The 25,528-nt window shown below is 72.6% G+C and carries 29 protein-coding genes; 20 read left to right on the top strand and 9 right to left on the bottom strand.

Annotated features, from left to right (window positions below):
• Positions 1-12 precede the first annotated feature (12 nt).
• Positions 13-780: a polyprenol monophosphomannose synthase gene (locus KBX50_RS05545; RefSeq protein WP_210935216.1), complete on the bottom strand. Its 768-nt coding sequence runs from the start codon at positions 778-780 to the stop codon at positions 13-15.
• A gap of 356 nt (positions 781-1,136) precedes the next feature.
• Here KBX50_RS05545 and KBX50_RS05540 point away from each other — a divergent pair, with 356 nt between their 5' ends.
• From KBX50_RS05540 to KBX50_RS05505, 8 genes are read left to right on the top strand one after another with little or no spacing between them, the layout of a single operon-like run.
• A complete protein-coding gene (locus tag KBX50_RS05540; RefSeq protein WP_247673226.1) occupies positions 1,137-2,861 on the top strand; it encodes an HAD-IIIA family hydrolase in 1,725 nt (574 codons plus the stop codon).
• Positions 2,858-3,829, top strand: coding sequence for a glycosyltransferase (locus KBX50_RS05535; protein WP_210935212.1), 972 nt, complete (start codon positions 2,858-2,860; stop codon positions 3,827-3,829). The genes KBX50_RS05540 and KBX50_RS05535 overlap by 4 nt, the downstream gene beginning before the upstream one ends.
• Positions 3,820-5,037, top strand: coding sequence for a glycosyltransferase (locus tag KBX50_RS05530; protein ID WP_210935210.1), 1,218 nt, complete (start codon positions 3,820-3,822; stop codon positions 5,035-5,037). The genes KBX50_RS05535 and KBX50_RS05530 overlap by 10 nt, the downstream gene beginning before the upstream one ends.
• Positions 4,956-5,552, top strand: coding sequence for an SIS domain-containing protein (locus KBX50_RS05525; protein WP_374224578.1), 597 nt, complete (start codon positions 4,956-4,958; stop codon positions 5,550-5,552). The genes KBX50_RS05530 and KBX50_RS05525 overlap by 82 nt, the downstream gene beginning before the upstream one ends.
• A gap of 10 nt (positions 5,553-5,562) precedes the next feature.
• Positions 5,563-6,993 carry a PfkB family carbohydrate kinase gene (locus tag KBX50_RS05520; RefSeq protein ID WP_210935208.1) on the top strand — a complete coding sequence of 477 codons (1,431 nt, stop codon included), beginning with the start codon at positions 5,563-5,565 and terminating at the stop codon, positions 6,991-6,993.
• The gene (locus KBX50_RS05515; RefSeq protein WP_210935206.1) at positions 6,990-7,685 is read left to right on the top strand and encodes an SDR family oxidoreductase; all 696 of its coding nucleotides are present in this window, start codon (positions 6,990-6,992) and stop codon (positions 7,683-7,685) included. The genes KBX50_RS05520 and KBX50_RS05515 overlap by 4 nt, the downstream gene beginning before the upstream one ends.
• Positions 7,682-8,635, top strand: a complete 954-nt coding sequence (locus KBX50_RS05510) for a glycosyltransferase family 9 protein (protein WP_210935205.1) — start codon at positions 7,682-7,684, stop codon at positions 8,633-8,635. Before KBX50_RS05515 ends, KBX50_RS05510 begins: the two co-directional genes overlap by 4 nt.
• Positions 8,619-9,602: a DNA topoisomerase IB gene (locus KBX50_RS05505; protein WP_210935204.1), complete on the top strand. Its 984-nt coding sequence runs from the start codon at positions 8,619-8,621 to the stop codon at positions 9,600-9,602. The genes KBX50_RS05510 and KBX50_RS05505 overlap by 17 nt, the downstream gene beginning before the upstream one ends.
• A 6-nt stretch (positions 9,603-9,608) precedes the next feature.
• On the opposite strand, the gene KBX50_RS05500 is transcribed toward KBX50_RS05505, so the two are convergent.
• Positions 9,609-10,364, bottom strand: coding sequence for a TetR/AcrR family transcriptional regulator (locus KBX50_RS05500; RefSeq protein WP_210935203.1), 756 nt, complete (start codon positions 10,362-10,364; stop codon positions 9,609-9,611).
• A gap of 94 nt (positions 10,365-10,458) precedes the next feature.
• Between KBX50_RS05500 and KBX50_RS05495 the strand changes: the two genes are divergently transcribed.
• Positions 10,459-11,424: an ATP-binding cassette domain-containing protein gene (locus tag KBX50_RS05495; RefSeq protein ID WP_210935202.1), complete on the top strand. Its 966-nt coding sequence runs from the start codon at positions 10,459-10,461 to the stop codon at positions 11,422-11,424.
• Positions 11,417-12,181, top strand: coding sequence for an ABC transporter permease (locus KBX50_RS05490; protein ID WP_307870853.1), 765 nt, complete (start codon positions 11,417-11,419; stop codon positions 12,179-12,181). Before KBX50_RS05495 ends, KBX50_RS05490 begins: the two co-directional genes overlap by 8 nt.
• 123 nt (positions 12,182-12,304) lie before the next feature.
• Here the strand turns inward: KBX50_RS05490 and KBX50_RS05485 are convergent, their stop codons facing one another.
• The 4 genes from KBX50_RS05485 to KBX50_RS33230 all read right to left on the bottom strand — a co-directional run bounded on the left by KBX50_RS05485 (position 12,305) and on the right by KBX50_RS33230 (position 15,762).
• Positions 12,305-12,808 (bottom strand): hypothetical protein, encoded by a 504-nt coding sequence (locus KBX50_RS05485; RefSeq protein ID WP_210935573.1) that lies wholly within the window; start codon positions 12,806-12,808, stop codon positions 12,305-12,307.
• Between the two features lie 125 nt (positions 12,809-12,933).
• Positions 12,934-14,565, bottom strand: coding sequence for a RecQ family ATP-dependent DNA helicase (locus KBX50_RS05480; RefSeq protein ID WP_210935201.1), 1,632 nt, complete (start codon positions 14,563-14,565; stop codon positions 12,934-12,936).
• Between the two features lie 47 nt (positions 14,566-14,612).
• Entirely contained in the window at positions 14,613-15,563 is a 951-nt protein-coding gene (locus KBX50_RS05475) for a TIGR03557 family F420-dependent LLM class oxidoreductase (RefSeq protein ID WP_210935199.1), read from the bottom strand.
• A gap of 76 nt (positions 15,564-15,639) precedes the next feature.
• Entirely contained in the window at positions 15,640-15,762 is a 123-nt protein-coding gene (locus KBX50_RS33230; RefSeq protein ID WP_275415498.1) for a hypothetical protein, read from the bottom strand.
• 133 nt (positions 15,763-15,895) lie between these two features.
• On the opposite strand from KBX50_RS33230, the gene KBX50_RS05470 reads away from it, so the two are divergent.
• Positions 15,896-17,413 (top strand): glycoside hydrolase family 3 protein, encoded by a 1,518-nt coding sequence (locus tag KBX50_RS05470; RefSeq protein ID WP_210935197.1) that lies wholly within the window; start codon positions 15,896-15,898, stop codon positions 17,411-17,413.
• Here KBX50_RS05470 and KBX50_RS05465 read toward each other — a convergent pair.
• On the bottom strand, positions 17,397-17,678 hold the full coding sequence (locus KBX50_RS05465) for a GNAT family N-acetyltransferase (protein WP_232511256.1): 282 nt from the start codon (positions 17,676-17,678) through the stop codon (positions 17,397-17,399). The two genes, KBX50_RS05470 and KBX50_RS05465, sit on opposite strands and share 17 nt — an antisense overlap.
• Positions 17,679-17,750: 72 nt before the next feature.
• Here KBX50_RS05465 and KBX50_RS05460 point away from each other — a divergent pair, with 72 nt between their 5' ends.
• From KBX50_RS05460 to KBX50_RS05430, 7 genes are all read left to right on the top strand, one after another.
• Positions 17,751-18,131: a hypothetical protein gene (locus tag KBX50_RS05460; RefSeq protein ID WP_093404575.1), complete on the top strand. Its 381-nt coding sequence runs from the start codon at positions 17,751-17,753 to the stop codon at positions 18,129-18,131.
• 60 nt (positions 18,132-18,191) lie between these two features.
• Complete coding sequence (locus KBX50_RS05455; RefSeq protein WP_210935195.1) at positions 18,192-19,013, top strand: DUF1206 domain-containing protein; 822 nt, start codon at positions 18,192-18,194, stop codon at positions 19,011-19,013.
• Positions 19,014-19,151: 138 nt separating this feature from the next.
• Positions 19,152-20,366: a mechanosensitive ion channel family protein gene (locus KBX50_RS05450; RefSeq protein WP_210935193.1), complete on the top strand. Its 1,215-nt coding sequence runs from the start codon at positions 19,152-19,154 to the stop codon at positions 20,364-20,366.
• 147 nt (positions 20,367-20,513) lie between these two features.
• A complete protein-coding gene (locus tag KBX50_RS05445; protein ID WP_210935192.1) occupies positions 20,514-20,966 on the top strand; it encodes a phage holin family protein in 453 nt (150 codons plus the stop codon).
• Entirely contained in the window at positions 20,963-21,277 is a 315-nt protein-coding gene (locus KBX50_RS05440) for a DUF3618 domain-containing protein (protein WP_210935191.1), read from the top strand. Before KBX50_RS05445 ends, KBX50_RS05440 begins: the two co-directional genes overlap by 4 nt.
• The gene (locus tag KBX50_RS05435; RefSeq protein ID WP_093404563.1) at positions 21,274-21,546 is read left to right on the top strand and encodes a DUF4235 domain-containing protein; all 273 of its coding nucleotides are present in this window, start codon (positions 21,274-21,276) and stop codon (positions 21,544-21,546) included. The genes KBX50_RS05440 and KBX50_RS05435 overlap by 4 nt, the downstream gene beginning before the upstream one ends.
• A gap of 288 nt (positions 21,547-21,834) precedes the next feature.
• Positions 21,835-22,038: a cold-shock protein gene (locus KBX50_RS05430; protein WP_011905669.1), complete on the top strand. Its 204-nt coding sequence runs from the start codon at positions 21,835-21,837 to the stop codon at positions 22,036-22,038.
• A 107-nt stretch (positions 22,039-22,145) separates the two neighbouring features.
• Here KBX50_RS05430 and KBX50_RS05425 read toward each other — a convergent pair whose 3' ends face one another.
• Both KBX50_RS05425 and KBX50_RS05420 read right to left on the bottom strand, forming a co-directional pair.
• Entirely contained in the window at positions 22,146-22,340 is a 195-nt protein-coding gene (locus tag KBX50_RS05425; protein WP_210935190.1) for a hypothetical protein, read from the bottom strand.
• A 92-nt stretch (positions 22,341-22,432) separates the two neighbouring features.
• On the bottom strand, positions 22,433-23,416 hold the full coding sequence (locus tag KBX50_RS05420; protein WP_210935189.1) for an aldo/keto reductase: 984 nt from the start codon (positions 23,414-23,416) through the stop codon (positions 22,433-22,435).
• 94 nt (positions 23,417-23,510) lie between these two features.
• Here KBX50_RS05420 and KBX50_RS05415 point away from each other — a divergent pair, with 94 nt between their 5' ends.
• Together KBX50_RS05415 and KBX50_RS05410 are read left to right on the top strand one after the other, a co-directional pair.
• Positions 23,511-24,302 (top strand): trans-aconitate 2-methyltransferase, encoded by a 792-nt coding sequence (locus KBX50_RS05415; RefSeq protein WP_210935188.1) that lies wholly within the window; start codon positions 23,511-23,513, stop codon positions 24,300-24,302.
• Positions 24,299-25,324 carry an adenosine deaminase gene (locus KBX50_RS05410; protein WP_210935186.1) on the top strand — a complete coding sequence of 342 codons (1,026 nt, stop codon included), beginning with the start codon at positions 24,299-24,301 and terminating at the stop codon, positions 25,322-25,324. Before KBX50_RS05415 ends, KBX50_RS05410 begins: the two co-directional genes overlap by 4 nt.
• Positions 25,325-25,528 lie beyond the last annotated feature (204 nt).

The raw sequence follows: 25,528 nt of genomic DNA, 5'->3' as shown, positions 1-25,528 counted from the left end.
GGGGCCGACCGGTCAGGGCTCGATGTTGCGGTGCCGGGTACGGAGCTTGAACGGCATCAGCGCACTTTCGATCTTGGTGGCGGTGGTCATCTTCGAGGCGCCGTCGCGCCGCTCCTCGAACCGGATCGGCACCTCCAGGATGGTGTGCCCCAGCTTGGTGGCCAGGTAGTGCATCTCGACCTGGAAGCTGTAGCCATTGGACTGCACCCGCTCCAGCCCGATGTCGCGGAGCGCGTCGGCCCGCCAGATCTTGAAACCGGCGGTGAGGTCGCGGATCCGTACCCGCAGCAGCGTGTGCACGTACAGGTTCGCCCAGCCGCTGAGTGCCCGCCGGTACAGCGGCCAGTTCTCGTCCAGCTCGCCGCCGGGCACGTAGCGTGACCCGATGACCACACCGGCCTGAGTGGACAGCAGCGCGCCGAGCATGCCCGGCAACGCCTCCGGCGGGTGGGACAGGTCGGCGTCCATCTGGGCCACGTATTCGGCGCCGCCGTCGAGGGCCCGGCCGATCCCGTCCACGTACGCCCGGCCCAGACCCTCCTTGCCCGGTCGGTGCACGACCTGCACGCGTTCCGGATGCTCTATGGCGAGCTTGTCCGCGACCTCACCGGTGCCGTCGGGGGAGTTGTCGTCGGCGACCAGCACCTTCAGGCCGGGCAGTGGCAGCGCGAGGAGACGCTCGACCAGCACGGGCAGGTTGCCGGCCTCGTTGTAGGTCGGGACCACGACGGTCAGGCGCACGTCCCGCCACGGCGAGGGCAACTGGACGGGTTCGATCATGGGGGACATCCTCGGTCTGCGGACAGGGTCACCCGTGAGCGTAGCCACTTGTCCCTTCCGGGGTGAAATGGCTCCCCGACGCCGTGCCCCGCGATCAGTCCGGTTCCCTCTGCCGGCGGTGGTCATCCTGTCCGCCACCGGCCCCCCGGTACCCCGCCCGTGGCCTCGGCCAACGAGGCGGCCGGGTTAGCTTCTCGGGGACCGCGGGTAAGGCCAACCGCGGGCGGCCGTGCGGGTGCCGCCGGTGCGCGGTGTCCTCGGCCGCGTCGCGGGTGACGTTTACTCACCGGGGCGCAGGGAACCCGCCGCCCGTGCGAAAGGACCATGGGGAGCCGGATCAGCGCAGGTCAGCAGGGTTGCTGGCCGAAGCCGGCCGGACCGTGTCCCGTCCGGTCCTGTTCGACGCGGTCCTGCTGGACCGCGACGGCACCCTGGTCGAGGACGTGCCGTACAACTCGGATCCGGACAAGGTGCGCCCGATGCCGGGCGCCCGCGCGGCGTTGGACCGGCTGCGGGCGGCCGGACTGAAGCTCGCCGTGGTGACGAACCAGTCCGGGTTGGCTCGGGGGCTGTTCACCGAGGGCGAGTTGCGCCGGGTGCACCGCCGGATCGAGGCGCTGCTCGGCCCGTTCGACTCCTGGCAGGTGTGTCCCCATGACGACGGGGACGGCTGCGCGTGTCGCAAGCCGAGACCGGGCCTGGTGCACGCCGCGGCCCGAGCGCTGGGCACCGTACCTGCCCGCTGCGCCCTGATCGGTGACATCGGCCGTGACGTGACGGCGGCCCTGGCCGCCGGTGCGGCCGGCGTCCTGGTTCCGACGCCGGTGACCCGCCCCGAGGAGGTGGCGGCGGCCCCGTGGGTGGCCGCCGACCTGGCCACGGCCGTTACCGAGATCCTTCGACGGCAGGCGGCACTGAGCCCGGCGGCGCCGACGTCGGGCGCGGAGCACCGGTCCGGTGCCACCGGTGTCCGGCGAGCCGGCGCGGGGCGCGCCGGTGGCGGTCGCACGGTGCTTGTGGTGCGGTCGGACTCGGCGGGGGACGTGCTGGTGACCGGACCGGGCATCCGGGCGGTCGCCGCCGGGGCCGAGCGGGTGGTGCTGCTCTGCGGGCCCCGGGGGCGGGCCGCCGCCGACCTGCTGCCCGGCGTCGACGAGGTGATCGAGCACCGGTTGCCCTGGATCGACCCGGCTCCCGCGCCGGTGGATCCGCAGGAGATGGCCACCCTGGTCAGCCGGTTGGCGGCGGTGGCCGCCGACGAGGCGGTCATCTTCACCTCGTTCCACCAGTCGCCGTTGCCCTTGGCGCTGCTGCTGCGGATGGCCGGGGTCGCCCGGATCTCGGCGATCAGCGACGACTATCCGGGCAGCCTGCTGGACGTGCGGCATCGGGTGCCGGTCGGCGTGCCGGAGGCCGAGCGGGCCCTCTCCCTGGCCGCCGCTGCCGGTTACCTGCTCGGCGAGGGCGATGAACCGCACCTGCGACTGCGGCCGGTCCCACCGCGACCAGAGGCCGGCGAACCGGGTTACGTGGTGCTGCATCCCGGCTCGGCGGCGCCGGCCCGCGGCTGCCCGCCGGAACTGGCCGAAGGGATCGCCGACGCGCTGAGCGCCGCCGGGTACCGGGTGGTGGTGACCGGCGGTCCACCGGAGCGGGACCTCACCGCGCGGGTCGCCGGACGGCACGGTCGGGACCTCGGTGGCCGCACCGGCCTGGCCGAGTTGGCCGGGATCGTGGCCGCGGCCGGCGCGGTGGTGGTCGGCAACACCGGGCCGGCGCACCTGGCGGCCGCGTACGGCGTGCCGGTGGTCAGCCTCTTCGCCCCCACCGTCTCCTTCGGACAGTGGGGACCGTGGCGGGTGCCGACGGTACGCCTCGGCGACGCCACCGCCGCCTGCCGCGACACCCGGGCCGCGCGATGTCCGGTACCCGGGCATCCCTGCCTCAGCGACATCGAGCCGGGTGCCGTGCTCGACGCGCTGCGCCTGCTCGGTGTGGCACCGGACCGGGTGTCCGCCGGACCGGCCGGGCCCCGGGCGGCACCCGAGGTGGCCACCGTCGGCGGTGGGGGCGGCCGATGAACATCCTGCTCTGGCACGTGCACGGTTCCTGGACCACCTCGTTCGTGCACGGCAAGCACCGCTACCTGATCCCGGCCACCCCGGACCGGGGACCGTACGGGCTGGGGCGCGCCCGGACGTACACCTGGCCGGAGAGCGCCGCGGAGGTGAGCCCGGAGCAGCTGCGCACCGCGGACGTCGACGTGGTGATTCTGCAACGCCCCGAGGAGATCGACCTGGCCGAGCAGTGGCTCGGTCGACGGCCCGGCCGGGACCTGCCGGCCGTCTACGTGGAGCACAACACGCCGAAGGACGGCCAGGTCCCCAACAGCCGCCACCCGATGGCCGACCGGGGCGACCTGCTCGTTGCCCACGTGACCGCCTTCAACGAGCTGTTCTGGGACACCGGCACCACCCGCACCACGGTCATCGACCACGGCATCGTGCCGCCGACGACGGCCTGGACCGGCGAACTCGACCGGCTGGCCGTCGTGATCAATGAGCCGGTACGCCGCTGGCGGGTCACCGGCACCGACCTGCTGCCCCGGTTCGCCGAGATCGCCCCGCTGGACGTCTTCGGCATGAAGGTCGCCGGGCTGGCCGAGCACCTCGGTCTGCCAGCCGACCGGTTGACCAGCCACGACGATGTGCCGCAGCACCGGATGCACGCCGAGTTGGCGCGCCGCCGGGCGTATCTGCACCTGTGCCGGTGGACCTCGCTGGGGCTGAGCCTGATCGAGGCGATGACGATGGGCATGCCGGTGGTGGCGCTGGCCACCACCGAAGCGGTGATGGCGGTGCCAACCGGCGCCAATGCCCTCTCCACCAGGGTCGACACCCTGCTGGCGGCCGCCGGCCGCTTCGTCGCCGAACCACAGCGGGCGCGCCAGGCCGGCACCGAGGCCCGCGCCGCCGCTCGTGAACGTTACGGCCTCGACCGATTCCTCACCGACTGGGACCGGCTGCTGGAGGAGGAAGTATGCGGATAGCGATGATCTCGGAGCACGCCAGCCCGCTCGCCATCCTGGGCGGCGAGGACGCCGGTGGCCAGAACACGCACGTCGCGGAACTCTCCGCCGCGCTCGCCGCCGCCGGGCACGACGTGCGGGTCTACACCCGACGCGACGCGGTGGACCTACCGGTGACCGTACGCAGTCCGGACGGCTACGACGTGGTGCACGTGCCGGCCGGTCCGGCCGAGCCGGTGGCGAAGGACGCCCTGCTGCCGCACATGCGCCCGTTCGGCGCCTGGCTGATCGACAGGTGGCGGGGCGGGGACTGGGCCCCCGAGGTGATCCACGCGCACTTCTGGATGAGTGGGCTCGCCGCGCTGGAGGCCGGCCGGCAGACCGGGGTGCCGGTGGTGCAGACGTACCACGCGCTGGGCACGGTGAAGCGTCGCTACCAGGGGGTGCAGGACACCAGCCCGGCCCGGCGGATCGGCTACGAGCGCCAGCTGGGCCGTTCGGTCGACCGGGTGATCGCCCAGTGCCGCGACGAGGTCGGTGAGCTGGTCCGGATGGGGGTGCCCCGGTCGGCGATGACCGTCGTCCCGTCCGGTGTCAACCTCGCCACCTTCGCCCCGCTGGGCCCGGCCACCGAGCGAGAGCCCGGGCGGGCCCGGATTCTCACCGTGGGTCGGTTGGTGGAACGCAAGGGCTTCCAGACGGTGGTACGGGCGATGGCGCACGTGCCCGAGGCCGAGTGCGTGGTGGTCGGCGGACCACCCGCCGGCCTGCTGGAGACCGACCCGTACGCCCGGCGGCTGCGGGCCCTCGCCGGCAGTTGCGGCGTCGCCGACCGGGTCCGGCTGGTCGGTGCGGTGCCCCGGGAGGAGATGGGCCGCTGGTACCGCTCGGCGGACATCCTGGTCGCCGCGCCCTGGTACGAGCCGTTCGGGCTGACTCCGCTGGAGGCGATGGCGTGCGGAGTGCCGGTGGTGGCCACCGCCGTCGGTGGCCTGCGGGACACGGTGGTCGACGGCGTCACCGGGGACCTGGTGCCGGCGCGGGATCCACGGGCGCTGGGGGAGGCGCTGCGGTCACTGCTCGACGACCGGATCCGCCGGTTCGCGTACGCGGGCGCGGCCCGGGCCCGGGCTCGCCGACACTACTCGTGGGCGGTCACCGCGGAGCGTCTCGCCGAGGTCTACGACGAGGTCGCCGCGGTGCACCGACCGACCCGGGTGGTGGCCTGATGAGTCTGCTCGACGCGCACCTGGCACACCTGACCGCCGAGCTGGTCGGCAAGCTCCGCGACGACCGTCAGCCGCTGTCCGCCATCGCGCTGCACGCGGAGACGTCGGCGTTGACCGCGATCGGCAACGACTACGGCTACGAGGAGGTGTTCGCCCGGCAGGTCCGCGCGCACGGCCGACCCGACGACGTGCTGCTGTTGCTCTCCACCAGCGGCGGCAGCGGCAACCTGCTCGCCGCTGCCCGGACCGGCCGGGAGGCGGGACTGCGCTGCTGGGCGTTCACCGGGCCGGCACCGAACCCGCTCGCCGAGGCGTGTCATGAGGTGCTCGCCGTGGACTCGCCGGACACCCAGGTGGTCCAGGAACTGCATCTGGTCTCCAGCCACCTGCTCTGCGAGTACGTCGAGCAGGCGATGGCGGATCAGCTGACCCCGGCGGCGCCAGCGGCCGGTGCGGTGCGGGCCGGTGTCGAGGTGGTGCTGGACGGCGGTGCCGTCCGGCCGGTGCAGGCCTGAGGAGGCAAGCGTGACGGGACCCGTGGTGGTGGTCGGCGACACCCTGCTCGACCGGGACGTCGAGGGTGTGGTCAACCGGCTCTGTCCGGACTCGCCGGTGCCCGTGCTCGACGAGATCGCGCACGTGGACCGACCCGGTGGCGCCGGGCTCTCCGCCGTCTTCGCCGCCGCACAGGGTGCCGAGGTGGTGCTGGTGACCGCGTTGGCCGACGACGCCGGTGGTGCCCGGCTGAGCGTGCTGCTCGCCGCCGCCGGGGTGCAGGTGTATCCGCTGCGGCTGGCCGGCGCGACCCCGGAGAAGATCCGGTTGCGGTCCGGGGGGCGGGTGCTGCTGCGCCATGACCGGGGCGGCGGGGTGGGGGAGCTGGGCGAGCCGGGCGAGGCGCTGCTGCGCGTTCTGGATCGGGCATCGGTGGTGCTGGTGAGCGATTACGGCCGGGCGGTGGCGCGGCAGCCGGCGCTGCGCGCGGCCCTGGCCTCGATCCGCGCCCCGCTGGTGTGGGATCCGCACCCGCGTGGGCCCGCCGCGGTACCCGGGGCGAACCTGGTCACCCCGAACGAGGCGGAGGTGCGGGAGCTGATGGAGGCGCCGGTCGGCGGCACCCGGCTGGCCACCGCCGCCGAGGGAGCGCAGCGGCTGCGGCAGCGGTGGCGGGCGGGAGCGGTCGCGGTGACCCTCGGTGCCGATGGCGCGTTGCTCAGCCACGCCGGGTCGACCCCGCTGATGGTGCCCGCCCCGGTCGCCGCCGAGGGGGACACCTGCGGCGCGGGCGACCGGTTCGCCGTCGCCGCCGGCCTCGCCCTGGCCCGTGGCGCGCTGGTTTCCGAGGCGGTGCAGGAGGCGGTGGCGGAGGCATCGGCGTACGTGGCGGAAGGCGGGGTGGCTACGGCGCTGCCGGCGCCGGTGCGGCGCGCCCCGCAGGCGGTGCACGCCGCGGTGGCCGGCGACCGGGTCGGGGTGGCCGCATCCGCCGCAGTGGTCGCCCGGGTCCGCGCCGCCGGAGGCACGGTCGTCGCCACCGGTGGCTGTTTCGACCTGCTGCACGCCGGTCACGTGGCGACGTTGCAGGCCGCCCGGCAGCTCGGCGACTGCCTGATCGTGTGCCTCAACTCCGATGCCAGCGTCGCCGGGCTCAAGGGGCCGGACCGACCGGTGATGCGCCAGGACGACCGAAGTCGCCTGTTGGCCGCGTTGAGCTGCGTCGACGCGGTAATGATCTTCGACGAGCCGACACCGGAAGCGGCGCTGTCCTGGCTGCGCCCGGACGTCTGGGTCAAGGGTGGGGACTACGCCGCCGGCGGCGGTGACGGCGACGGCCTGCCGGAGGCGGAGATCCTGCGCCGGTGGGGCGGTCACACGGTGGTGGTGCCCTACCTGGACGGGCGCTCCACCACCGAGATGATCGCGGCGACGGTCACCCGGACGGAGGTCGTCCGGTGAGCGCGCCGGCCACCGGACGGACGGTGCTGGTCACCGGCGGCTCCAGCGGACTGGGTGCGGCCGTGGTGGCGGCGGTGGCTGCCGCCGGTGGTCGTCCGCTGGTGCTGGACCGGCAGGCGCCGGCCGACGGGGTGCCCTGGGCGGAGTGCGACCTGGCCGACACCCGCAGCGCCGAGGCGGCCACCCGCGAGTTGGCCGAACGCGTGGGCGGGCTGGACGCGGTGGTCACCGCCGCCGGCATCGACGTGCCCGGTCGGCTCGCCGACGTGCCCGGTGAGACCTGGGACCGGATCGTCGCCGTCGACCTGCTGGCGACCGTCGCGGTGATCCGGGCCGCGCTGCCGTTCCTGACGGCGTCCCGGGGCACCGTCGTGACGGTCGCCTCCACCCTCGGCATCAAGGCGGTAAGCGACGCGACGGCGTACTGCGCGGCGAAGTTCGGGGTGGTCGGCTTCACCCGGGCGCTCGCCGCCGAACTGGCCGGCACGGTCGGTGTCACGCTGCTCATCCCGGGCGGGATGCGGACGGCCTTCTTCGACGAGCGTGACCCGCAGTACCGGCCGGGAGCGGACGCGATCCTCAACGATCCGGCCGACACCGCCGCCGCGATCATGTTCGCCCTGTCCCAGCCGGCCGGCTGCGCGATCCGCGAGATGGTCGTCTGCGCCGACCAGGAGACGTCGTACCCGTGATCCTGGCGCTGCGCGCCCTCGGCGTCGGTGATCTCGCCACGGCGGTCCCGGCGTTGCGGGCGTTGCGCGTGGCCTACCCGGACCAGCAGTTGGTGCTCGCCGCGCCGGCCTGGCTGAGGCCGCTGGTCGAGCTGGTCGGCGGGGTGGACCGGGTGCTGCCCACCGCCGGCCTGGACCGGCTGGACCGGCCCGCCGGGCGGGTGGAGGTGGCGGTCAACCTGCACGGCCGGGGCCCCCGGTCGCACCGGCTGCTGGCCGCCGTCCGCCCTGGCCGGCTGCTCGCCTTCGCCAACGCCGAGGCGTCGCACGTCGACGGACCGGACTGGGACGACGACGAGCACGAGGTGTCGCGCTGGTGCCGGCTGCTGCGCGGGTACGGGATCGCGGCCGACCCGACCGACCTGGACCTGCGCCGCCCGGCGCCGAGCGGGGCGGCCGGCGGTGTCACGGTGCTGCACCCCGGTTCGAAGGAGCCGGCCAAGCGCTGGCCGCCCGGCCGGTACGCGACCCTGGCCCGGGAGCTGACCGGACGGGGGCACCGGGTGGTGTTGACCGGCAGCGCCTCGGAGCGGGCCGTGGCGGCTCGCGTCGCGTACCAGGCCGGGTTGTCTGCCGCTGCGGTGCTGGCCGGCCGGACGGACCTGGCCCAGCTCGCCGCTCTGATCGCCGGGGCGCGCCTGGTGGTCAGCGGGGACACCGGGGTGGCGCATCTGGCCACCGGCTACCGCACCCCGTCGGTGGTGCTGTTCGGCCCGGTTTCGCCGGCCCGTTGGGGGCCGCCGCCGGAGCGCCGACGGCACCGGGCGCTCTGGGTCGGCGCGCGGGCATGGCCGACGTGGGACGGGGTAGGCGACCATCCCACGATGGTCGCCCTCGGTGTGGACGAGGTGCTGGCCGCCGTCGACGAGGTGGAGCGGGCGGTGCGGGTGGATCGTGCGGTTGCGGCGTAGCGATCCGGGTCGGCCGGGGTACCGGCGACGCCGACGGGGCAGCGGCTGGTCGTTCCTGGACCCGCGCGGCGAGCCGGTACGCGATCCCGACGAGTTGGCCCGGCTGCGTGCCCTGGTCATCCCACCGGCCTGGCGGGACGTGTGGATCTCGCCGTACCCGAACGGGCACATCCAGGCCATCGGTGTCGACGCGGCCGGACGTAAGCAGTACCTCTACCACCCGCTGTGGCGACAGCGGCAGGACGAGGCGAAGTTCGACCACGTGGTGGAGGTGGCCGGCCGGCTGCCGCTGCTGCGCGAGCGGGTCGGCCACGACCTGGCGGTACGCGGGCTGCGCCGCGAGCGGGTGCTGGCGACGGTGACCCGGCTGCTCGACATGGGCACCTTCCGGGTCGGCAGCGACCAGTACGCGGCGGGCGAGGATCCGACGTTCGGGGTGGCGACCCTGCGCCCCGAACACGCCCGGCTGCGCCGGGGTTGTGTGCTGTTCGAGTTCCCGGCCAAGGGCGGCATCGAGCAGGTACGGCTGATCTCCGACCCGCAGTTGTGCCGGGTGCTGACAGATCTGCGCCGGCGGCGGCGGGCGGCCGACCGGTTGTTCGGTTACTGGGACGGCCGGCAGTGGCGGGACGTACGGGCCGACGAGGTCAACGACTACCTCCGCGAGGCGAGCGGCGGCGAGATGACCGCGAAGGATTTCCGCACCTGGCACGCGACGGTACGGGCGGCGACGGAACTGGCCGCGGTGACCTCAGCCCGGTCGGTCACCGCTCGACGCCGGGCGGTGGCAGCGGTGATGCGACAGGTGGCGGAGCTGCTCGGCAACACACCGACGGTGGCCCGCGCCTCGTACGTGGACCCGAGGGTGGTGGATCTGTTCCACGACGGCGTGGTCGCTCCGGTGACCGAGGGTGCCTCTGCGGAGCAGGCCGAGCGGGCGGTGCTGACCCTGCTGGCGCGGTCCTGACCGCTGTCATTCCGACGGGGCGGCGGTACGGGTTTCGATCATCGCCGCCACCCCGTCGAGGATCCGGCCCAGCCCGAACCGCCATTCGAGGTCGGTGTCGTCGTCGTACTCGTCGCCCTCGCCCAGCAACTCGTGGATCGCCGGGTACGGGCCGGGCGCGGTGACCCTGGCGAGGTACTGCCAGTAGCGCAGGCCCACCTGCTCCGGCGTCTGCCCCGTCCGGGCGGCGCCCTCGGCGATGTCGGCGGTGAGCGTGGCCCAGCTGCGGGCGTACCCGCTGACCAGCATGATCGTGGAGATCCGCTCACTGGCGCGTAGCCCGGTGCCGCGCAGTGCGGCGAGCCCGTACTCCAGCCAGCGCACCTGGTTGGGATTGATCGGTGGACCACTGATCGGCACGTGCCGCATCCAGGGCTGGCGGCGCAGTGCGGCGACGTTGCCCTCACCCCATCGGGCCAGGGCCGGCCGCCAGCCTTCATCGGCGCCACGGGGGCGCGGTGGCGGGCCGAACGCGGTGTCCACCATGAGGTCGAGCAGATCGTGCTTGGTCGGCACGTACCGGTACAGCGACATCGTCGCCACGCCGAGTTCGCCGGCCACCCGGCTCATCGACACCGCCGTCAGCCCTTCGGCCTGGGCGATCTGGATGCCGGCGGCAACCACCTGGTCGAGGCTGAGGCTCCGCTTCGGACCACGGCTCGGGCGGTCGCGCAGCCCCCAGGCGAGCGCGACGTTCTCGGGCAGCTCGACGTCTCCGCCCATTCCACCTCCCAGGCCGGCGTTGACCGCCAGCATATCCTCTGCGTATGGTCTACGCAGAAACGCGTATGCCGTACGCAGATTAGGGAGGGTGACCATGGTGCATGGACCGCCGGCGGTCGAGCTGGTCGACCTGCGCAAGTCCTTCGGAGATCACGTCGTGCTGGACGGGCTGACCCTGCGGGTGCCCACCGGCGGAGTGCACGCCCTGCTGGGGCAGAACGGGGCCGGCAAGACCACCACGGTGCGGATCCTGGCGACGCTGACCCGGCCGGATTCGGGTACCGCCCGGGTGGCCGGCCACGACGTGGTGCGTCAGCGGCGGCGGGTGCGCCGGGCGATCAGCCTCGCCGGCCAGCACGCGGCGCTCGACGACGGGCAGACCGGCGTGGAGAACCTGATCATGCTGGCCCGGCTCGCCGGGCTGCGGGCACCGGCGGCCCGCGCCCGCGCCGCGGCGCTGCTGGACCGCTTCGACCTGGCCGACGCCGCCGGGCGGCGGGTGGTGACGTACTCCGGCGGGATGCGGCGCCGCCTCGACCTGGCGGCCAGCCTGGTCGGCGCCCCGTCGGTGATCTTCCTGGACGAGCCCACCACCGGCCTCGACCCGCGGAGCCGGCAAGGGCTGTGGGAGGTGATCGGGGAGTTGGCCGGTGCCGGGGTGACGGTGTTGCTCACCACGCAGTACCTGGAGGAGGCCGACCGGCTCGCTGACCGGATCATGGTGCTGCACGACGGCGGGCTCGTCGCGGAGGGGACAGCGGTCGACCTCAAACGCCGGTTCGGTGCCCAACGGTTGGAGCTGACCTGGCGCGACGCCGCCGGTCTTGCCGCTGCGGCGCGGCGGTTGGGTGACCGGGTCACCCACCGCGAGCCGGCCCGGCTGGCGTTGTCCGTGGCCACCGACGGCACCGCACCCCAGGTACGTGCCCTGCTCGACGAGGTCGATCCGGACCGGCACGGGGTGGTCCGGTTCACCGTCCGGGAGGCGACCCTCGATGACGTCTTCTTCACGCTCACCGGCCGTCCGGCGAGCCCCGAGCGGGAGGTGGCCCGTGTCTGAGCTGACCGTCCGGCCGATGCACGCCGTGGTGATGGTCGGCCGCTGTGTCCGGCTGTCCCGGCGCAACATCGACGCGCTGCTCACCTCGCTGCTGCTGCCGGTGATCCTGATGCTGCTCTTCGTCTACCTCTTCGGCGGGGCGATCGAGACCGGCTCGGCGTACGTGACCTACGTGGTGCCCGGGGTGCTGCTGCTCTGTGCCGGCTTCGGGGCGGCCGGCACGGCGGTCAGCGTCACCACCGACCTGACCAACGGCATGATCGAACGGCTCCGCACGATGGATGTGGGCGCCACCTCGATCCTCGCCGGGCACGTGGTGGCGAGCGTGGCCCGCAACACGGTCTCCACGGTGCTGGTGCTGGGGGTGGCCGTGGCCATCGGGTTCCGGCCGGCCGTCGCGCCGCTGCGCTGGCTGGCCGCCGCCGGGGTGCTGCTGCTGTTCCTGCTGGCGGTGTCGTGGCTCTCGGCGGCGTTCGGCCTGTTGGCGCGGACCCCGGAGGCGGCCAACGGCTACACCTTCCTGGTGATGTTCCTGCCATATCCCAGCAGTGCCTTCGTGCCGGTCGAGACCATGCCCAGCTGGCTGCGTGGCTTCGCCGAGCACCAACCGGTCACCCCGGTCATCGAGTCGCTGCGCGGCCTCCTGCTGGACACCCCGGTCGGTACGGCACCGACCCAGGCGGCCGCCTGGTGCCTCGGCCTACTGGCCCTCGCGATGCTCCTCTCCGCCCTCCTCTTCCCCCGCCGAATCGCCTAACCCACCCACCCCTCTCCCCACCCCCACCCAGTTGATCATGAGGTTAGCGGCACCGGCGGAGATCAAGACCGCCGCTAACCTCATGATCAACGAGGCTGAGGGGGTGAGGTCCGGGGGAGGGGGTCAGTCGTTGAGGACCTGGGCCAGGCGGTCGCGGAAGCGGCGCTCGGAGGGACTGACCTCGGTGCCGCCCAGGCCGAGTACGCCGCCGGTGCTGGCCGCGCCGACGACCTGCTCGGCGATCTCCACCAGCCAGTGCCGGTACGCGCCCGCCTCGCCCTCGTCCACCTTGGCCGCCAGCAGCGCCGACGCCTCCTTGGCCCGGCCCAGCACGTCCTCGGCGTAGCCGCGCGGGTCCGCGGGTTCGATGACCGGCAGCTCCTCGCCGGCCTCGGGGTCGCCGACCCGGGTGACGATCTCGCCGGCCACGGCGGCCACCAGCGGACTGGCTGATTCCCGCCCGCCGGAAATGGTCTCCAGACCGGCGGCCCCCTCGGCCATCGTCGCCTTGGTGCCGTCGGACTCGGCGGCGCTCGCCGCAGTGAGCACCGACTGTGGCAGGCCGACCAGCAGCCCCCACTCCTCGTCGGAAAAACCGAAACCGGTGTACGCCGGCTCTTCGATCACGACCCGCCCCTCCCGCTCGTCGTTCACGTCCTCGTCAGCCGTACCGCCGGTGGCGGCCGGTCTGGTCGTTCCGCCCGACCCGGCCGGGCCCGACAGCTCCGGCCACCGGCAGCGGCCGGCTCAGGTTAGTCCAGGGTGAGCAGACCCTGTTCGGACACCACGCTGACCGACAACGTCTTGTACCCGACCTCGTCGAACAGGACCGTCATCCGATCCTCCTCGTAGCTGAGCACCAGGCCGGAACCCCACTCGGCGTGCCGCACCTGGCTGTGTACCGGAAACGGTCCCACCGAGCCGTCGTCGGCCACGCTGGTGCCGGCGTGGCAGTTGTCGCAGTGCCCGCAGATCTCGGTCATCTGCTCGCCGAAGTAGGCAAGCAACGTCTGTCCCCGGCAGGCGCTGGTCTCGGCGAAGGCGCGCATCATGTCCGTACGCGAACGGGTCAGGCTCTGCTGCCGTTCCGCCTCGGCCACCGCGGCCGCCGCCGCGTCGACCGGAGTGGGGGCGTAACGGGGTGCGCCGACGCGCTGTCCCGCCGCCTGCTGGGCGGCACCTACCTGTTCCAGCAGGGCGAGGTACTGCCCGAGCTTGCGCGGGCCGAGCCCGGTCACCTCGCGTAGTTCCTTGCGGGTGGTCGGCTCCTTGCGGAGCAACGCGGCCAGATCGCGCAGCTCGGTGGCGTCGGGCAGGCCACCGCTGAAGAAACGTTGCAGCCCGACGTCCTCGGCCTGCCAGAGCAACAGGACCCGGGCCGGCTCGCCGTCGCGACCGGCCCGGCCGATCTCCTGGAAGTAGCTGTCCGGCGAGTCGGGTAGTGCCATGTGCACCACCCAGGCGATGTTGGGCTTGTCGATGCCCATGCCGAACGCCGAGGTCGCCACCATGATCGGCACCTGGTCGGCGAGGAACGCCTCGTGCAGCCGGGCACGAGCGTTGGCCGGCATCCCGCCGTGGTAGTACTGCGCGGGATAGCCCGCGTCGGTCAGCCGGGCGGACAGTTCCTCGGCGGCGCGACGGGTGGGCACGTAGATGATGCCGGGCCGCTTGTCGTCGCGCAGCAGGGCGATCAGCCGCCGCCACCGGTAGTCCTCGGTGGGGCAGTGCGCCACCTCGAAGAAGAGGTTGGGCCGGTCCAGGCCGGACACCACGATTTCGGGCTTGCGCAGCCGCAGCCGGTCGACGATGTCGTCGCGTACCGGTGGGGAGGCGGTGGCGGTCAGCGCGACCACCGGTGGCCGGCCGATGCCGTCGATGAGCTGCCCGAGGGCCAGGTAGTCCGGGCGGAAGTCGTGGCCCCAGGCGGAGATGCAGTGCGCCTCGTCGATCGCCACCAGCGCCGGCTTGAGGTCCCGGACCTCGGCCAGCCGATCGGGGTTGGCCAACTGTTCCGGAGTGATGAAGAGAAACTCGGCCCGCCCGTCGCGGATCTCGGCGATCGCCTCGGCCTGCTGAGCCGCGGTCTCGTCCGAGCTGATCCGGACCGCTCGCAGTTCCGGTCGCTGCCGCTCGTTGAGCGCGGCGATCTGGTCCTGCTGGAGCGCCAGCAGTGGTGAGATCACCACGGTCGGGCCGGGGATCAGGCTGGCCGGGATCTGGTAGATCGCCGACTTGCCGGCGCCGGTGGGTAGCACCACCAGGGCGTCGCGGCGGCGCATCACGGCCCGCATCGCGGCCAACTGGTTGGGCCGCAGGGCGGTCCAACCGAACAGGCTGCGCGCGGCGCGGCGCAACGACATCGAGTGCGTGGTCAGCTTCATCGAAGGCCGCAGGTACCCGGGAGCTTCCGCGCCGAAACCCGAGTTGATCAGCGCACCCGGGGAAGCACCTCGCGCTGGTACAGGTCGAGCAGCCCCGGCCAGTTCGGTCCGGTGTTGGCGACGTAGACCTCGTCGAAACCCGCGTTCGCGTACGCGTCGATCTTCGCCAGGTGGGCGTCGGCGTCGTTGCCGCAGACGAACGCCGCACGCATCGCCTCCGGATCCACAAGCGTGGCGGCCTGCTCGAAGTGCCGGGGCGAGGGCAGGACCTGGAGCAGCTCACCGGGGATCGCCTCGGTCGGCCAGCGCTCGTACGCCAGTCGCATGCCCTCCTCGACCGTCGGCGCGTACGCGGCCTTGAAACCGGCCTGGCAGGGCTTGTCGCCCCCGCCGTTGTCCCGGAACCGGCGCACCAGGTCGGCGTCGGGCATGGTGTTGACGAACCCGTCGCCGATCCGCGCGGCCAGGTCCACCGCCTTCGGACCGAACGCGGAGACGTAGATCGGCGGGGGAGTCTCGGGCAGCGTGTAGATCCGGGCGTGCTCCACCTGGTAGTGCCGGCCGTGATGGTTGACGAAGCCGCCGTGCCACAGCTTGCGCATCACCTCGACCGCCTCCTCCAGCATCTCCAGCCGGACGCCGGCCTGCGGCCACGGGCCGCCGAGGATGTGCTCGTTGAGTGCCTCCCCGGAGCCCACCCCGAGGACGAACCGGCCGGAGTGCAGCACCGCGCTTGTCGCCGCGGCCTGGGCGAGCACCGCCGGGTGGATGCGTACGGTCGGGCAGGTGACGGCGGTGGTGACCGGCAGCCGGCAGACCTGGCTCAGCGCGCCGAGCATCGACCAGACGGAGGGGCTCTGCCCCTGGGCGTCCGTCCAGGGATGGTAGTGATCGGAAATCCACAGCGCCTCGAAGCCGGCCCGCTCGGCGGCCCGGGCCTGGTCGAGCAGCTCGGCCGGCGCGTACTCCTCGGTGGACAGGAAGTATCCGATCTTCATCGTCGTCCCTTCGGCCCTGCTGATGCCTGTGGGGCAGGCGGTACCCCGGCGGGCGCCGGTCACACCTGACGGGCGGTCAGCGGCGGAACATCGCGCGGATGGCGAGGAGCAGCAGCAGGCCGCCGACCACCAGGCCGAGCAGGCGTACGCCGGGGACGTCGGCCGGGCTCGTCGCGTCGGCCAGTAGCACGGGGTCCATACCCGCACTGTCGCGGTGCAGCGCTCCCAAGGCAACTGTAAGGTTTATTGACTATTGAGTGGCGCGGTGTGACCATGTCTGCACCGCCGGCCGGCGGGAGTCCACGGCGGAACACGCGGGGGTACAGCGCCGAATGAGCGAGCGGCAGCGCAACGCAAACCTGGCGGCTCTGGCGGCCGCGGTCCTGCAACCCGGTTTCGTCGGCACCGTCCCACCTGCCTGGATCTGCCGCTGGCTCGGCGACGGGCTCGGCTCGGTGGTGCTGTTCAGCCGTAATGTCGTCGATCCCAGGCAGGTCGCCGAGCTGACCGCGGCGCTGCGCGCGGAACGGCCGGACGTGATCGTCGCCATCGACGAGGAAGCGGGTGACGTCACCCGGATCGAGTCCGGCCGGGGCAGCTCCCGCCCGGGCAACCTGGCGCTCGGCGCGGTGGACGACCCGGCGTTGACCGAGCAGGTGGCCCGCGACCTCGGCGTGGAACTCGCCGCCGCCGGGATCACCCTCAACTACGCGCCGGACGTCGACGTCAACTCCAACCCGGACAACCCGGTGATCGGTGTCCGCTCGTTCGGTGCGGAGCCGTCGCTTGTCGCCCGGCACACCACCGCCTGGGTACGCGGCCTGCAGTCCGGTGGCGTCGCCGCCTGCGCGAAGCACTTTCCCGGCCACGGTGACACCCGCGTCGACTCCCATCACGACCTGCCTCGCATCGACGCCGACCGGGCCCGGCTGCACGCCGTGGAACTGGCCCCGTTCCGGGCTGCCGTGGCGGCGGGCGTCCAGGCGGTGATGACCGGGCACCTGTTGGTGCCCGCGCTGGATCCCGACCTGCCGGCAACGCTGAGCGACCGCATCCTGGGTGGCCTGCTGCGCGAGGAGATGGGCTTCGACGGAGTCGTGGTGACCGACGCGGTGGAGATGGGCGCGGTGGCCGACCGCTACGGTTTCGCCGGTGCGGCGGTGCGTGCCCTGGCCGCCGGGGCGGACGCGATCTGTGTGGGCGGCGAGCACGCCGACGAGGAGACGGCCCGGCACCTGCGCGACGCGATCGTCGACGCGGTGGTCGCCGGTGAGCTGCCCGAGGAGCGGCTGGCCGAGGCGGCCAAGCGGGTCGGCCAACTCGCTGCCTGGACGGTGGCGGCGCGTGCCGCCCGTTCCGCGACGCCGGTCGCCACGGCCGGTTCGACGGTCGGGCTGGCGGCGGCCCGGCTGGCCGTCCGGATCACCAGGTGCGGGGCCACGGCCACCTCGTTGCCGCTGACCGGCCCGTCGCACGTGGTCGAGTTCCAGCCACCGCACAACATCGCGATCGGGTCGGAGACCCCCTGGGGGGTGGCGGCGCCGCTGGCCGCTCTCGTGCCGGGCACCACGAGCGTCCGGTACGTCGAGAACTCGGTGCCGGCCGACTTGGCCGCCGACGCCACCGGCCGGCCGCTGGTGCTGGTGGTGCGTGACCTGCACCGGCACGCCTGGATGCGGGACGCGGTCGACCGGGCGCTGGCCGTCCGCCCCGACGCGGTGGTCGTCGAACTCGGGGTGCCCGCGCTGGTCACCGGCGCGGTGCACGTCGCCACCCACGGCGCCACCCGGGCCGCCGGTCGGGCCGCGGCCGAGCTGCTCGCCGGCGGCGCCGTCAGTCCGGGCTGGTGACCAGGTCGGCGTACTCCGGGTGGCGTTCGATGAAGGCGGCCATGAACGGGCACCGCGGCACCACCCGCTGCCGCTGCGCGCGTACCTGGTCCAGGGTGCCCCGCATCAACGCCGAACCGACGCCCATGTTCTGGAAGGCCGAGTCGACCTCGGTGTGCGTGAAGATCAGCACCTGTTCGCGGGGCAGGTACGCGGTGAAGCCGGCGAGCGCGTCGTCGACCAGGATCTCGTAGCGGTGTTTGGCGGGATTGTCCTCGACCAGCATGCTCACCCCTGCATTGTCCATCGCCGGTCGGCCCGGCTGGTCGGTTCGCCGGCGTCTCGTACGCTTGACGGCGTGACGAACCGATCCCCCGCCGGCAAGCCCCCGCTCACCCCCCGCCGTGGCACCCCCACCCGACTCGCCGGCTTGCTGGCCGGTCTCGCGCTCGGCGCGGCCCTGCTGGCCGGTTGCAGCTCCGAGGGCGCCAGCACCGACTGCGGGCTGGACGCCTGCACGGTGACCTTCGACCGGGGCGTGGACGCCCGAGCCAACATCCTCGGCGTCGAGGCCCGTCTCGTCGAGGCGCAGGACGACGTGGTCACCATCGAGGTGGGCGGCGAGCAGCTCTCCCTCACGGTCGGCCAGCAGGCGGCCGACGTCGGTGGTCTCGCGGTCACCCTGGACAGCGTCACCGACAGCGAGGTGAAGGTCCGCATCGCGCGTAACGGCGGCTGACCGCGATCCGGGCGGCGGCCAGCACGTTTGGAAATCTTCGCGTTCGGAGATTGAGGCGCCATGCCTCTTACCCGGAATGCCGAAGCCACCGCCGCCCGTACGGCCGACAGCCGGTGGCTGGAACTCCTCGCCCGGGCCGGTTTCATCGGCTACGGGATCGTGCACCTGCTGTTCGGCTGGCTGGCGCTGCAGATCGCGTTCGGCAACTCGTCCGACGACGGCGACCAGTCCGGCGCGTTGCGTACCCTCGCCGCGCAGCCCATGGGCCAGTTCCTGGTCATCGCCATCGCCGTGGGCATGCTCGCCATGGCGATCTGGCAGGCCCTGGAGGCGGCCGTCGGGCACCACACCGAGCGGGGCAACGACCGGCTCAAGGAACGGATCATCTCCGCCGCCCGCACCCTGATCTACCTCTGGCTGGCCTGGACCGCCTGGAAGGTCTTCTCCGACGCCAACTCCGACAGCGCCTCCCAGCAGGAGGACCTGTCGGCCCGGCTGATGGAGTCCACCGGGGGCCGGTGGCTGGTCGGCCTCGCCGGCCTGGTGCTCGCGGGCATCGGTGTCGGCATGACGATCTACGGCCTCAAGAAGAAGTTCATGAAGCGGCTGAAGACCGGCGAGATGAACGCCAAGACCCGGCAGCTCGCCCGGCGGCTCGGCATGGCCGGCTACGCCTCCCGGGGTGTCGCCTTCGCCGTCACCGGCCTGCTGGTCATACTGGCGGCGGTGAACTACGACCCGGAGAAGGCCCGTGGTCTGGACGCCGCGCTTCGGACCCTGCGTGACCAGTCGTTCGGCACCATCCTGCTCATCCTGATCGCGCTGGGTATCGCCGCCTTCGGCGTCTACTGCTTCCTCCAGTCCCGCTACCGCAAGGTATGACCTTCTCCTCCCCGGCCGCCCCCGCGGTGGCCGGGGCCGGCAATCCAAGGCACCATTGCCCCTTTGCCGGATCTTGATTGCCCGCACGCCGGACACCACCACCGGGGATCGTCGTCGGGCCGGAAGGAGAAGCAACACGTGCACAGCTACCTCGTGACGGTCGTCGCCGCGCTCGCCGCGGCGGCGATCGCTCTTGCCGTGGTCGAGGTGGTGCACCGCCTCACCCGTCGCTGGGGCCGCAAGTCACTGCTGCTGACCGAGTTGACCCAGCACGCGCACCGCTCGTTCCAGGTCGCCGCCACGGTGCTCGCCGTGCAGTTCGCCGTCCGGTTCAGCACCGGGTACGCGATCGGCACCGGCTGGCGTCAGGCACTGCTGCACCTGCTGGTGCTCGCCGTCATCGCCACCGCGGCCTGGCTGGTCGCCTCGCTGCTCGTGGTGGTGGAGGACACCGCGCTCGCCCAGTTCCGGGTGGACGTGCCGGACAACCGGCACGCCCGGCGGGTACGCACCCAGGTGGTGATGCTGCGTCGGGTGACCATCGTGGTGATCGTCGTCATCACCCTCGGCGTGATGCTGATGACCTTCCCCGCCGTGCGGGGGATCGGTGCCGGCGTACTGACCAGCGCCGGTGTGGTCGGTGTCGTCGCCGCCCTGGCCGCGCAGAGCCTGCTGGGCAACGTCTTCGCCGGCCTGCAACTCGCCTTCAGCGACGCGGTACGCCTCGACGACGTGGTGGTGATCGAGGGGGAGTGGGGTCGGATCGAGGAGTTGACCCTCAGCTACGTGGTGGTGCAGATCTGGGACGACCGGCGGTTGATCCTGCCCACCTCCTACTTCACCAGCAAGCCGTTCCAGAACTGGACCCGTACCGAGGCGAAGGTCCTGGGCACCGCCGAGTTCGAGGTCGACTGGTCGATCCCGGTACAGGCCATGCGGGAGGAGCTACGCCGGCTGGTCGAGAGCACCGAGCTGTGGGACGGCCGGGTCTGTGTCCTCCAGGTCACCGATGCGACCGGCGGGACGATCAAGGTTCGCGCGCTGGTGAGTGCCGCCAACGCGGGCGCGCTGTGGGACCTGCGCTGCCTCGTGCGGGAACAGCTGGTGGCGTGGGTACGCGATCACCGTCCCACCGCGATGCCCCGACTGCGTACGGAGGTCGGTGACGGCGGAAGCGACCTGGCGTGGCAGTGGATCCAGCCGCGCCACGCGACGCGGCGTCGGGCCGAGGCCGAGATGCCCGACGACGCCCGGCTCTTCGGTGGCAGCGATGACGGCCACGCCCGCAACGAGGCCTTCGTCGGCCCGGACGAGCCCACCGAACCTCGGGAGCCCGCCGAACCTCGCCGCTGACCATCTCGTTATCCACTCGGATGTGGAGGTTTGGCGCAGCGTTCCGCGGGGACGTGCTGCCCGACGCTTCTGCCCCCTTTTTCGGGAACAGGATTGGCGAGCGCCGACTCCGGGCATACAGCGCGGTGATGACGAGAGGGGGACAGCATGGCTGACGTGGCGAATGCCCGTACGTCCCACAACGGACGTATGTCTCACAACGGGACAGAGCCGTCCACCGCCGAACTGGTTCAGCGGGCGACCGAGCAGGTCTCGCGCCTGGTTCGGGACGAACTCGCACTGGCCCGCGCCGAGCTGACCGAGAAGGGTAAGCAGGCCGGCATCGGTGCCGGGCTGTTCGCCGGTGGCGGCGCCCTCGCCTTCTTCGGTCTGGGGGCACTGGTGACCGCCGCGATCCTCCTGCTGGCCCTGGTGCTGCCGGCGTGGGCAGCCGCCCTGATCGTGGCGGTGGCCCTGTTCCTGGTCGCCGGAGTGCTCGCGCTGATCGGCAAGCGCCGGGTCAGTCGCGCGGTCCCGCCGGTGCCCGAGGCGACCGTGCGCAGCCTGCGAGCCGACGTCGACGTGGTCAGCGCCGCGGTGAAGGACAGGGGACGGGCATGACAGGCAACGGTACGGGTGACACGGAGGCCCTGCGGGAGGAGATCCGGCGCACCCGCGTCGAGTTGGGCGAGACGATGGAGGCGCTGGCCGCCAAGGCCGACGTGAAGAAGCGGCTGAAGTCCTCGGCGGACCAGGCACGCGAGCGGGTACGTGAGCAGGCTGCGGTGACCGTCGCCCGGGTACGCGCCCAGGCCGGTCTCCACCACCAGCAGGGACCGGGTCGGCAGGGGCCCGCTCCGTTCATCGCGCTCGCGGCCGGTGCCGTCGCCGCCGCGGTGGTGTTGATGATCATTCGAGGGAGGCGTGCGTGAGCAAGGGAATCGGCAGGGCCGCCTACAAGCCGGTCGGCGTGCTGATGGGCTTCGCCGCCGGTGCGATCGCGGGCGCGGTCTTCCGCCAGGTGTGGAAGATGACCGCTGGCGACGGTGAGGCGCCCAACCCGACCGACGAGGACCGCCGCTGGGGGGAGATCCTCGCGGCGGCTGCCTTGCAGGGGGCCATTTTCTCGGTCGTCCGGGCCGCCGTCGACCGGGGCGGTGCGGTCGGCGTCCGCCGGATCACCGGTAGCTGGCCGGACTGAACGTCCACGTCAAGGCCCTCTCACCAGTTGCCGGTGAGGGGGCCTTTCGCCTTATCCCACCGCCTCTGCCCGACGGATCTCACGCATCCGTCAGGTCACATGTCGGAGAATTTCGCCGGTTAGGCTGTGCAGAGTTTTTGCGTACGTGGTTAAGCTGTTCCACGCTGTTGAGAGATGGCGTGGGTTGAGAGAAGTCTCCTTCATTGGGGGCCGCCTCAGGCACCGCTGCTCGAAACGGCCAACCGGCCGCACGGTGTGCTCGGCCGCCAGTTTTAGAAGGAGATACACATGGCGCAGGGAACCGTGAAGTGGTTCAACGCTGACAAGGGCTTCGGCTTCATCACCGTCGACGGCGGGGGTGCTGACGTGTTCGTCCACTTCTCGGCCATCCAGACCAGCGGCTACCGCACGCTGGAGGAGAACCAGCGGGTGGAGTTCGAAATCGCCCAGGGCCAGAAGGGTCCGCAGGCCGAGCAGGTCCGCCCCCTCTGAGGCACCGGTCGGCGACCGCCGGCCAGTGGCGAGGCAGTCCCCGAATCAGTGCGAAGCCCCGCGTCCCGACCGGACGCGGGGCTTTCCGCATGATTGGTGCGCTGGTCTCAGCGGCGATCGCGGGCGCGTACGCCGAGCCAGAGCAGGGCCAACCCGACAAGTATCAGCAACGGACCGAGTACCGCCCAGATCCGTTGGCCGGTCATCACGCTGCCCTCGACGTAACCGAGGCCCTGCACCGTCCACACCGCACCCACGACCACGGCCAGCAGACCGAGTGTGAGTCGGAGCCAACCGTTCATCGCGGTCTCCCTCTGCTGTGGCCCGCCACCGGGCTGCGCGCCGCCGGGCGCACCGGTGGGGCCGCCGGACGGGCCGCCGCCGGGCGCGCCGCTCACCATCGGTGGTGCACCTGGGGTCGGATCAGGTCGTCGTAGACCGCCGCCACCTCGGCCAGTTCCTCGGTGGACAGTGCCGGCTGGCCGGCCACGACGGCGTTGCTGCGGGCCTGAGTGGCGTCGCGGGCGCCGGGAATGACCACGGTGACGCCCGGTTGGTCGAGCACCCAGCGCAGGGCGAACTGGGCCATCGTGCGGTCGTCGCCCACCAGCGGGGCGATCCGTCGCACGGCGGCCAGGCCGGTGGTGAAGTCCACCCCGGAGAACGTCTCGCCGACGTCGAACGCCTCGCCGTGCCGGTTGTAGTTGCGGTGGTCGTCGGCGGCGAAGGTGGTGTGCTCGTCGTACCGGCCGGAGAGCAGGCCACTGGCCAGCGGGACGCGGGCGATGATGCCGACCCCGGCGGCCGAGGCGGCCGGCAGTACGCGTTCGAGCGGCTTGTGGCGCAATGCGTTGAGAATGATCTGCACGCTGGCCACCCCGGGCCGGGCGATCGCGGTGAGCGCCTCGTCGCAGGTCTCCACGCTGACGCCGTACGCGGCGATCCGCTTCTCGGCCACCAGGGTGTCGAGGGCGTCGAAGACCTCGTCGGTGGCGAAGACGGCCGTCGGCGGGCAGTGCAGCTGCACCAGGTCCAACGTGTCCATGCCGAGATTGGTCCGGGACCGGTCGGTCCATCGGCGGAAGTTGTCCAGGGTGTACGCCTCGGGCGTCTGCGCCACCCGTCGGCCCATCTTGGTCGCCACCGTCAGCCCGGCGTCGGGGCGCGCCGCCAGGAAGCGTCCGATCAGCTGTTCGCTGCGTCCGTCGCCGTAGACGTCGGCGGTGTCCAGGAAGGTGACCCCGGCCTCGACGGCGGCGGTCAGCACCGCGATCGCGTCGTCCTCGGTCACCGTGCCCCAGTCGGCGCCGAGCTGCCAGGCGCCGAGCCCGACCACACCGACCTGGCGATCCATTCGGGGGAACGTGCGTTGCTCCATGAGGTGAGCCTAGTGACCCGGCTTGCCTCCGGCACGGGCCGGGCCGTACGGTAAACAAGACGGACGTACGGTTTGCGATGGGGGTGGGGCGGTCATGTGGGATCCGACGGCATACCTGCGCTACGGCGACGAACGGTCCCGGCCCTTCCACGACCTGCTGGCCCGGGTGGACGCCGACCACCCCCGGCGGGTGGTCGACCTCGGCTGCGGTCCCGGCACCCTCACCGCCGTGCTCGCCGCCCGCTGGCCGGACAGCCGGGTCGTCGGCCTGGACTCCTCGCCGGAGATGATCGCGCGGGCCACTGCGCTTGACGTCCCGGTCAGCTTCCAGGTGGCTGACGTCCGCGACTGGCGTCCCGACCCGGACACCGACGTGGTGCTCAGCAACGCGGTGCTCCAGTGGGTCCCCGGCCATCGGGACCTGCTCGTCCGCTGGGCCACCGCGCTGCCGGCCGGCGCCTGGCTGGCGGTGCAGGTGCCGGGAAATTTCGACGCGCCCTCGCACCGGGCGCTGCGGGAGGTCGCCGGCCACCCGCCGTGGCGGGCGGCGTTGACCCCGCTGCTGCGCGAGACGCCGGTCGCCGACCCGGTCGACTACACCGCGTCGCTGGTCGCCGCCGGCTGCACCGTCGACGCCTGGGAGACTACCTACGTGCACCTGCTGGCGGCCGGTCCCGACCCGGACCATCCCGTGCTGACCTGGCTGGAGGGCACCGCCCTGCGCCCGGTCCGGGCGGCGCTGGACCCGGCCGGCTGGTCCGCCTTCCGGGCCGCGCTGGCGGTACGCCTGAGCGAGGCGTACCCGGTGCGGCACGGCCAGGTGTACTTCCCGTTCCGACGGATCTTTCTCGTCGCCCGTACCGGTTCCGCCCAGGAGAACTCGTGACCGACCTGCGTTCCTTCATCGCCGGACTGCCCAAGGTGGAGCTGCACGTGCACCACGTCGGCTCCGCCTCGCCCCGTATCGTGGCCGAGCTGGCCGCCCGGCACGAGGGACGCAGCCCCGTCCCGGCGGACCCGCAACTGCTGGCCGAATACTTCGTCTTCCGCGACTTCGCCCACTTCATCGAGTTGTACCTCAGCGTGGTCGACCTGATCCGCGACCCGGACGACGTCTGGATCCTCACCCACGAGGTCGCCCGGGAACTGGCCCGCCAGCAGGTCCGCTACGCCGAGTTGACCGTGACGCCCTACTCCCACGTGCGGCGCGGCATCGCGGCGCCGGCGTTCTGCGAGGCGATCGAGGACGCCCGCAAGCGGGCCGCCGCCGACTTCGGCATCGAGCTGCGTTGGTGCTTCGACATTCCCGGCGAAGCGGGCCTGCCGGCCGCCGAGGAGACCCTGCGGATCGCGCTCGACGAGCGCCCCGACGGGTTGATCAGCTTCGGCCTCGGCGGCCCGGAGATCGGTGTGCCGAGGCCGCAGTTCAAGCCCTACTTCGACCAGGCCCGTGCGGCCGGGCTGCGGTCGGTGCCGCACGCCGGGGAGACCACCGGCCCGCAGACGATCTGGGACGCGCTGCACGAGCTGGGCGCCGAACGCATCGGCCACGGCATCTCCGCCGCGCAGGATCCGCGACTGCTCGCGTACCTGGCCGAGCAGCAGATCGCGCTGGAGGTCTGCCCGACGTCGAACGTGCGTACCCGGGCCGTCGCCGACCTCGACGAGCACCCGCTGCGCCGGCTGGTCGACGCGGGAGTGCTGGTGACCATCAACTCCGACGACCCGCCGATGTTCGGCACCACCCTGGACGACGAGTACGCGGTCGCGGCCCGGCTGCTCGACATCGGCCCGGACGGGGTGGCCGCGCTGGCCCGTAGCGCGGTGACCGCGTCCTTCCTCGACGGGACCGGCAAGCAGCGGATCCTCGCCGAGATCGACACCTACCTCGCCGACCAGCGCGGCTGACGCCGCCGCCCCGGGCTGACCGGCCAGGTGGCGCGCGGCGGGAGGAGGTGTGGGGGGACCGTGTCTCCCGCCGCGCGCACGGCTCCACCGGCCGAATGCGCTGGGAGCGATAGGCCGGTGGAACTGCTCGGTTCGCAGCGATCCTGTCAGCCGGACCGGTCGGGTGGAACCTGGTTAATTCGGATCTAAGAAAGACTTGTGCCG

Source organism: Micromonospora sp. C51, assembly GCF_018070435.1.
Lineage (GTDB): Bacteria > Actinomycetota > Actinomycetes > Mycobacteriales > Micromonosporaceae > Micromonospora > Micromonospora sediminimaris.
This window is presented reverse-complemented; position numbering and strand designations above follow the sequence as displayed.

Excerpts from the sequence above, each read along its gene's own strand:
- KBX50_RS05545 (WP_210935216.1), bottom strand. The coding sequence starts at position 780 with ATGATCGAACCCGTCCAGTTGCCCTCGCCGTGGCGGGACGTGCGCCTG.
- KBX50_RS05530 (WP_210935210.1), top strand. The coding sequence starts at position 3,820 with ATGCGGATAGCGATGATCTCGGAGCACGCCAGCCCGCTCGCCATCCTG.
- KBX50_RS05470 (WP_210935197.1), top strand. The coding sequence starts at position 15,896 with ATGAGCGAGCGGCAGCGCAACGCAAACCTGGCGGCTCTGGCGGCCGCG.
- KBX50_RS05425 (WP_210935190.1), bottom strand. The coding sequence starts at position 22,340 with ATGAACGGTTGGCTCCGACTCACACTCGGTCTGCTGGCCGTGGTCGTG.
- KBX50_RS05415 (WP_210935188.1), top strand. The coding sequence starts at position 23,511 with ATGTGGGATCCGACGGCATACCTGCGCTACGGCGACGAACGGTCCCGG.
- KBX50_RS05445 (WP_210935192.1), top strand. The coding sequence starts at position 20,514 with ATGGCTGACGTGGCGAATGCCCGTACGTCCCACAACGGACGTATGTCT.
- KBX50_RS05440 (WP_210935191.1), top strand. The coding sequence starts at position 20,963 with ATGACAGGCAACGGTACGGGTGACACGGAGGCCCTGCGGGAGGAGATC.
- KBX50_RS05535 (WP_210935212.1), top strand. The coding sequence starts at position 2,858 with ATGAACATCCTGCTCTGGCACGTGCACGGTTCCTGGACCACCTCGTTC.
- KBX50_RS33230 (WP_275415498.1), bottom strand. The coding sequence starts at position 15,762 with ATGGACCCCGTGCTACTGGCCGACGCGACGAGCCCGGCCGACGTCCCC.
- KBX50_RS05455 (WP_210935195.1), top strand. The coding sequence starts at position 18,192 with ATGCCTCTTACCCGGAATGCCGAAGCCACCGCCGCCCGTACGGCCGAC.
- KBX50_RS05475 (WP_210935199.1), bottom strand. The coding sequence starts at position 15,563 with ATGAAGATCGGATACTTCCTGTCCACCGAGGAGTACGCGCCGGCCGAG.
- KBX50_RS05500 (WP_210935203.1), bottom strand. The coding sequence starts at position 10,364 with ATGGGCGGAGACGTCGAGCTGCCCGAGAACGTCGCGCTCGCCTGGGGG.
- KBX50_RS05480 (WP_210935201.1), bottom strand. The coding sequence starts at position 14,565 with ATGAAGCTGACCACGCACTCGATGTCGTTGCGCCGCGCCGCGCGCAGC.
- KBX50_RS05420 (WP_210935189.1), bottom strand. The coding sequence starts at position 23,416 with ATGGAGCAACGCACGTTCCCCCGAATGGATCGCCAGGTCGGTGTGGTC.
- KBX50_RS05465 (WP_232511256.1), bottom strand. The coding sequence starts at position 17,678 with ATGCTGGTCGAGGACAATCCCGCCAAACACCGCTACGAGATCCTGGTC.
- KBX50_RS05495 (WP_210935202.1), top strand. The coding sequence starts at position 10,459 with ATGGTGCATGGACCGCCGGCGGTCGAGCTGGTCGACCTGCGCAAGTCC.
- KBX50_RS05430 (WP_011905669.1), top strand. The coding sequence starts at position 21,835 with ATGGCGCAGGGAACCGTGAAGTGGTTCAACGCTGACAAGGGCTTCGGC.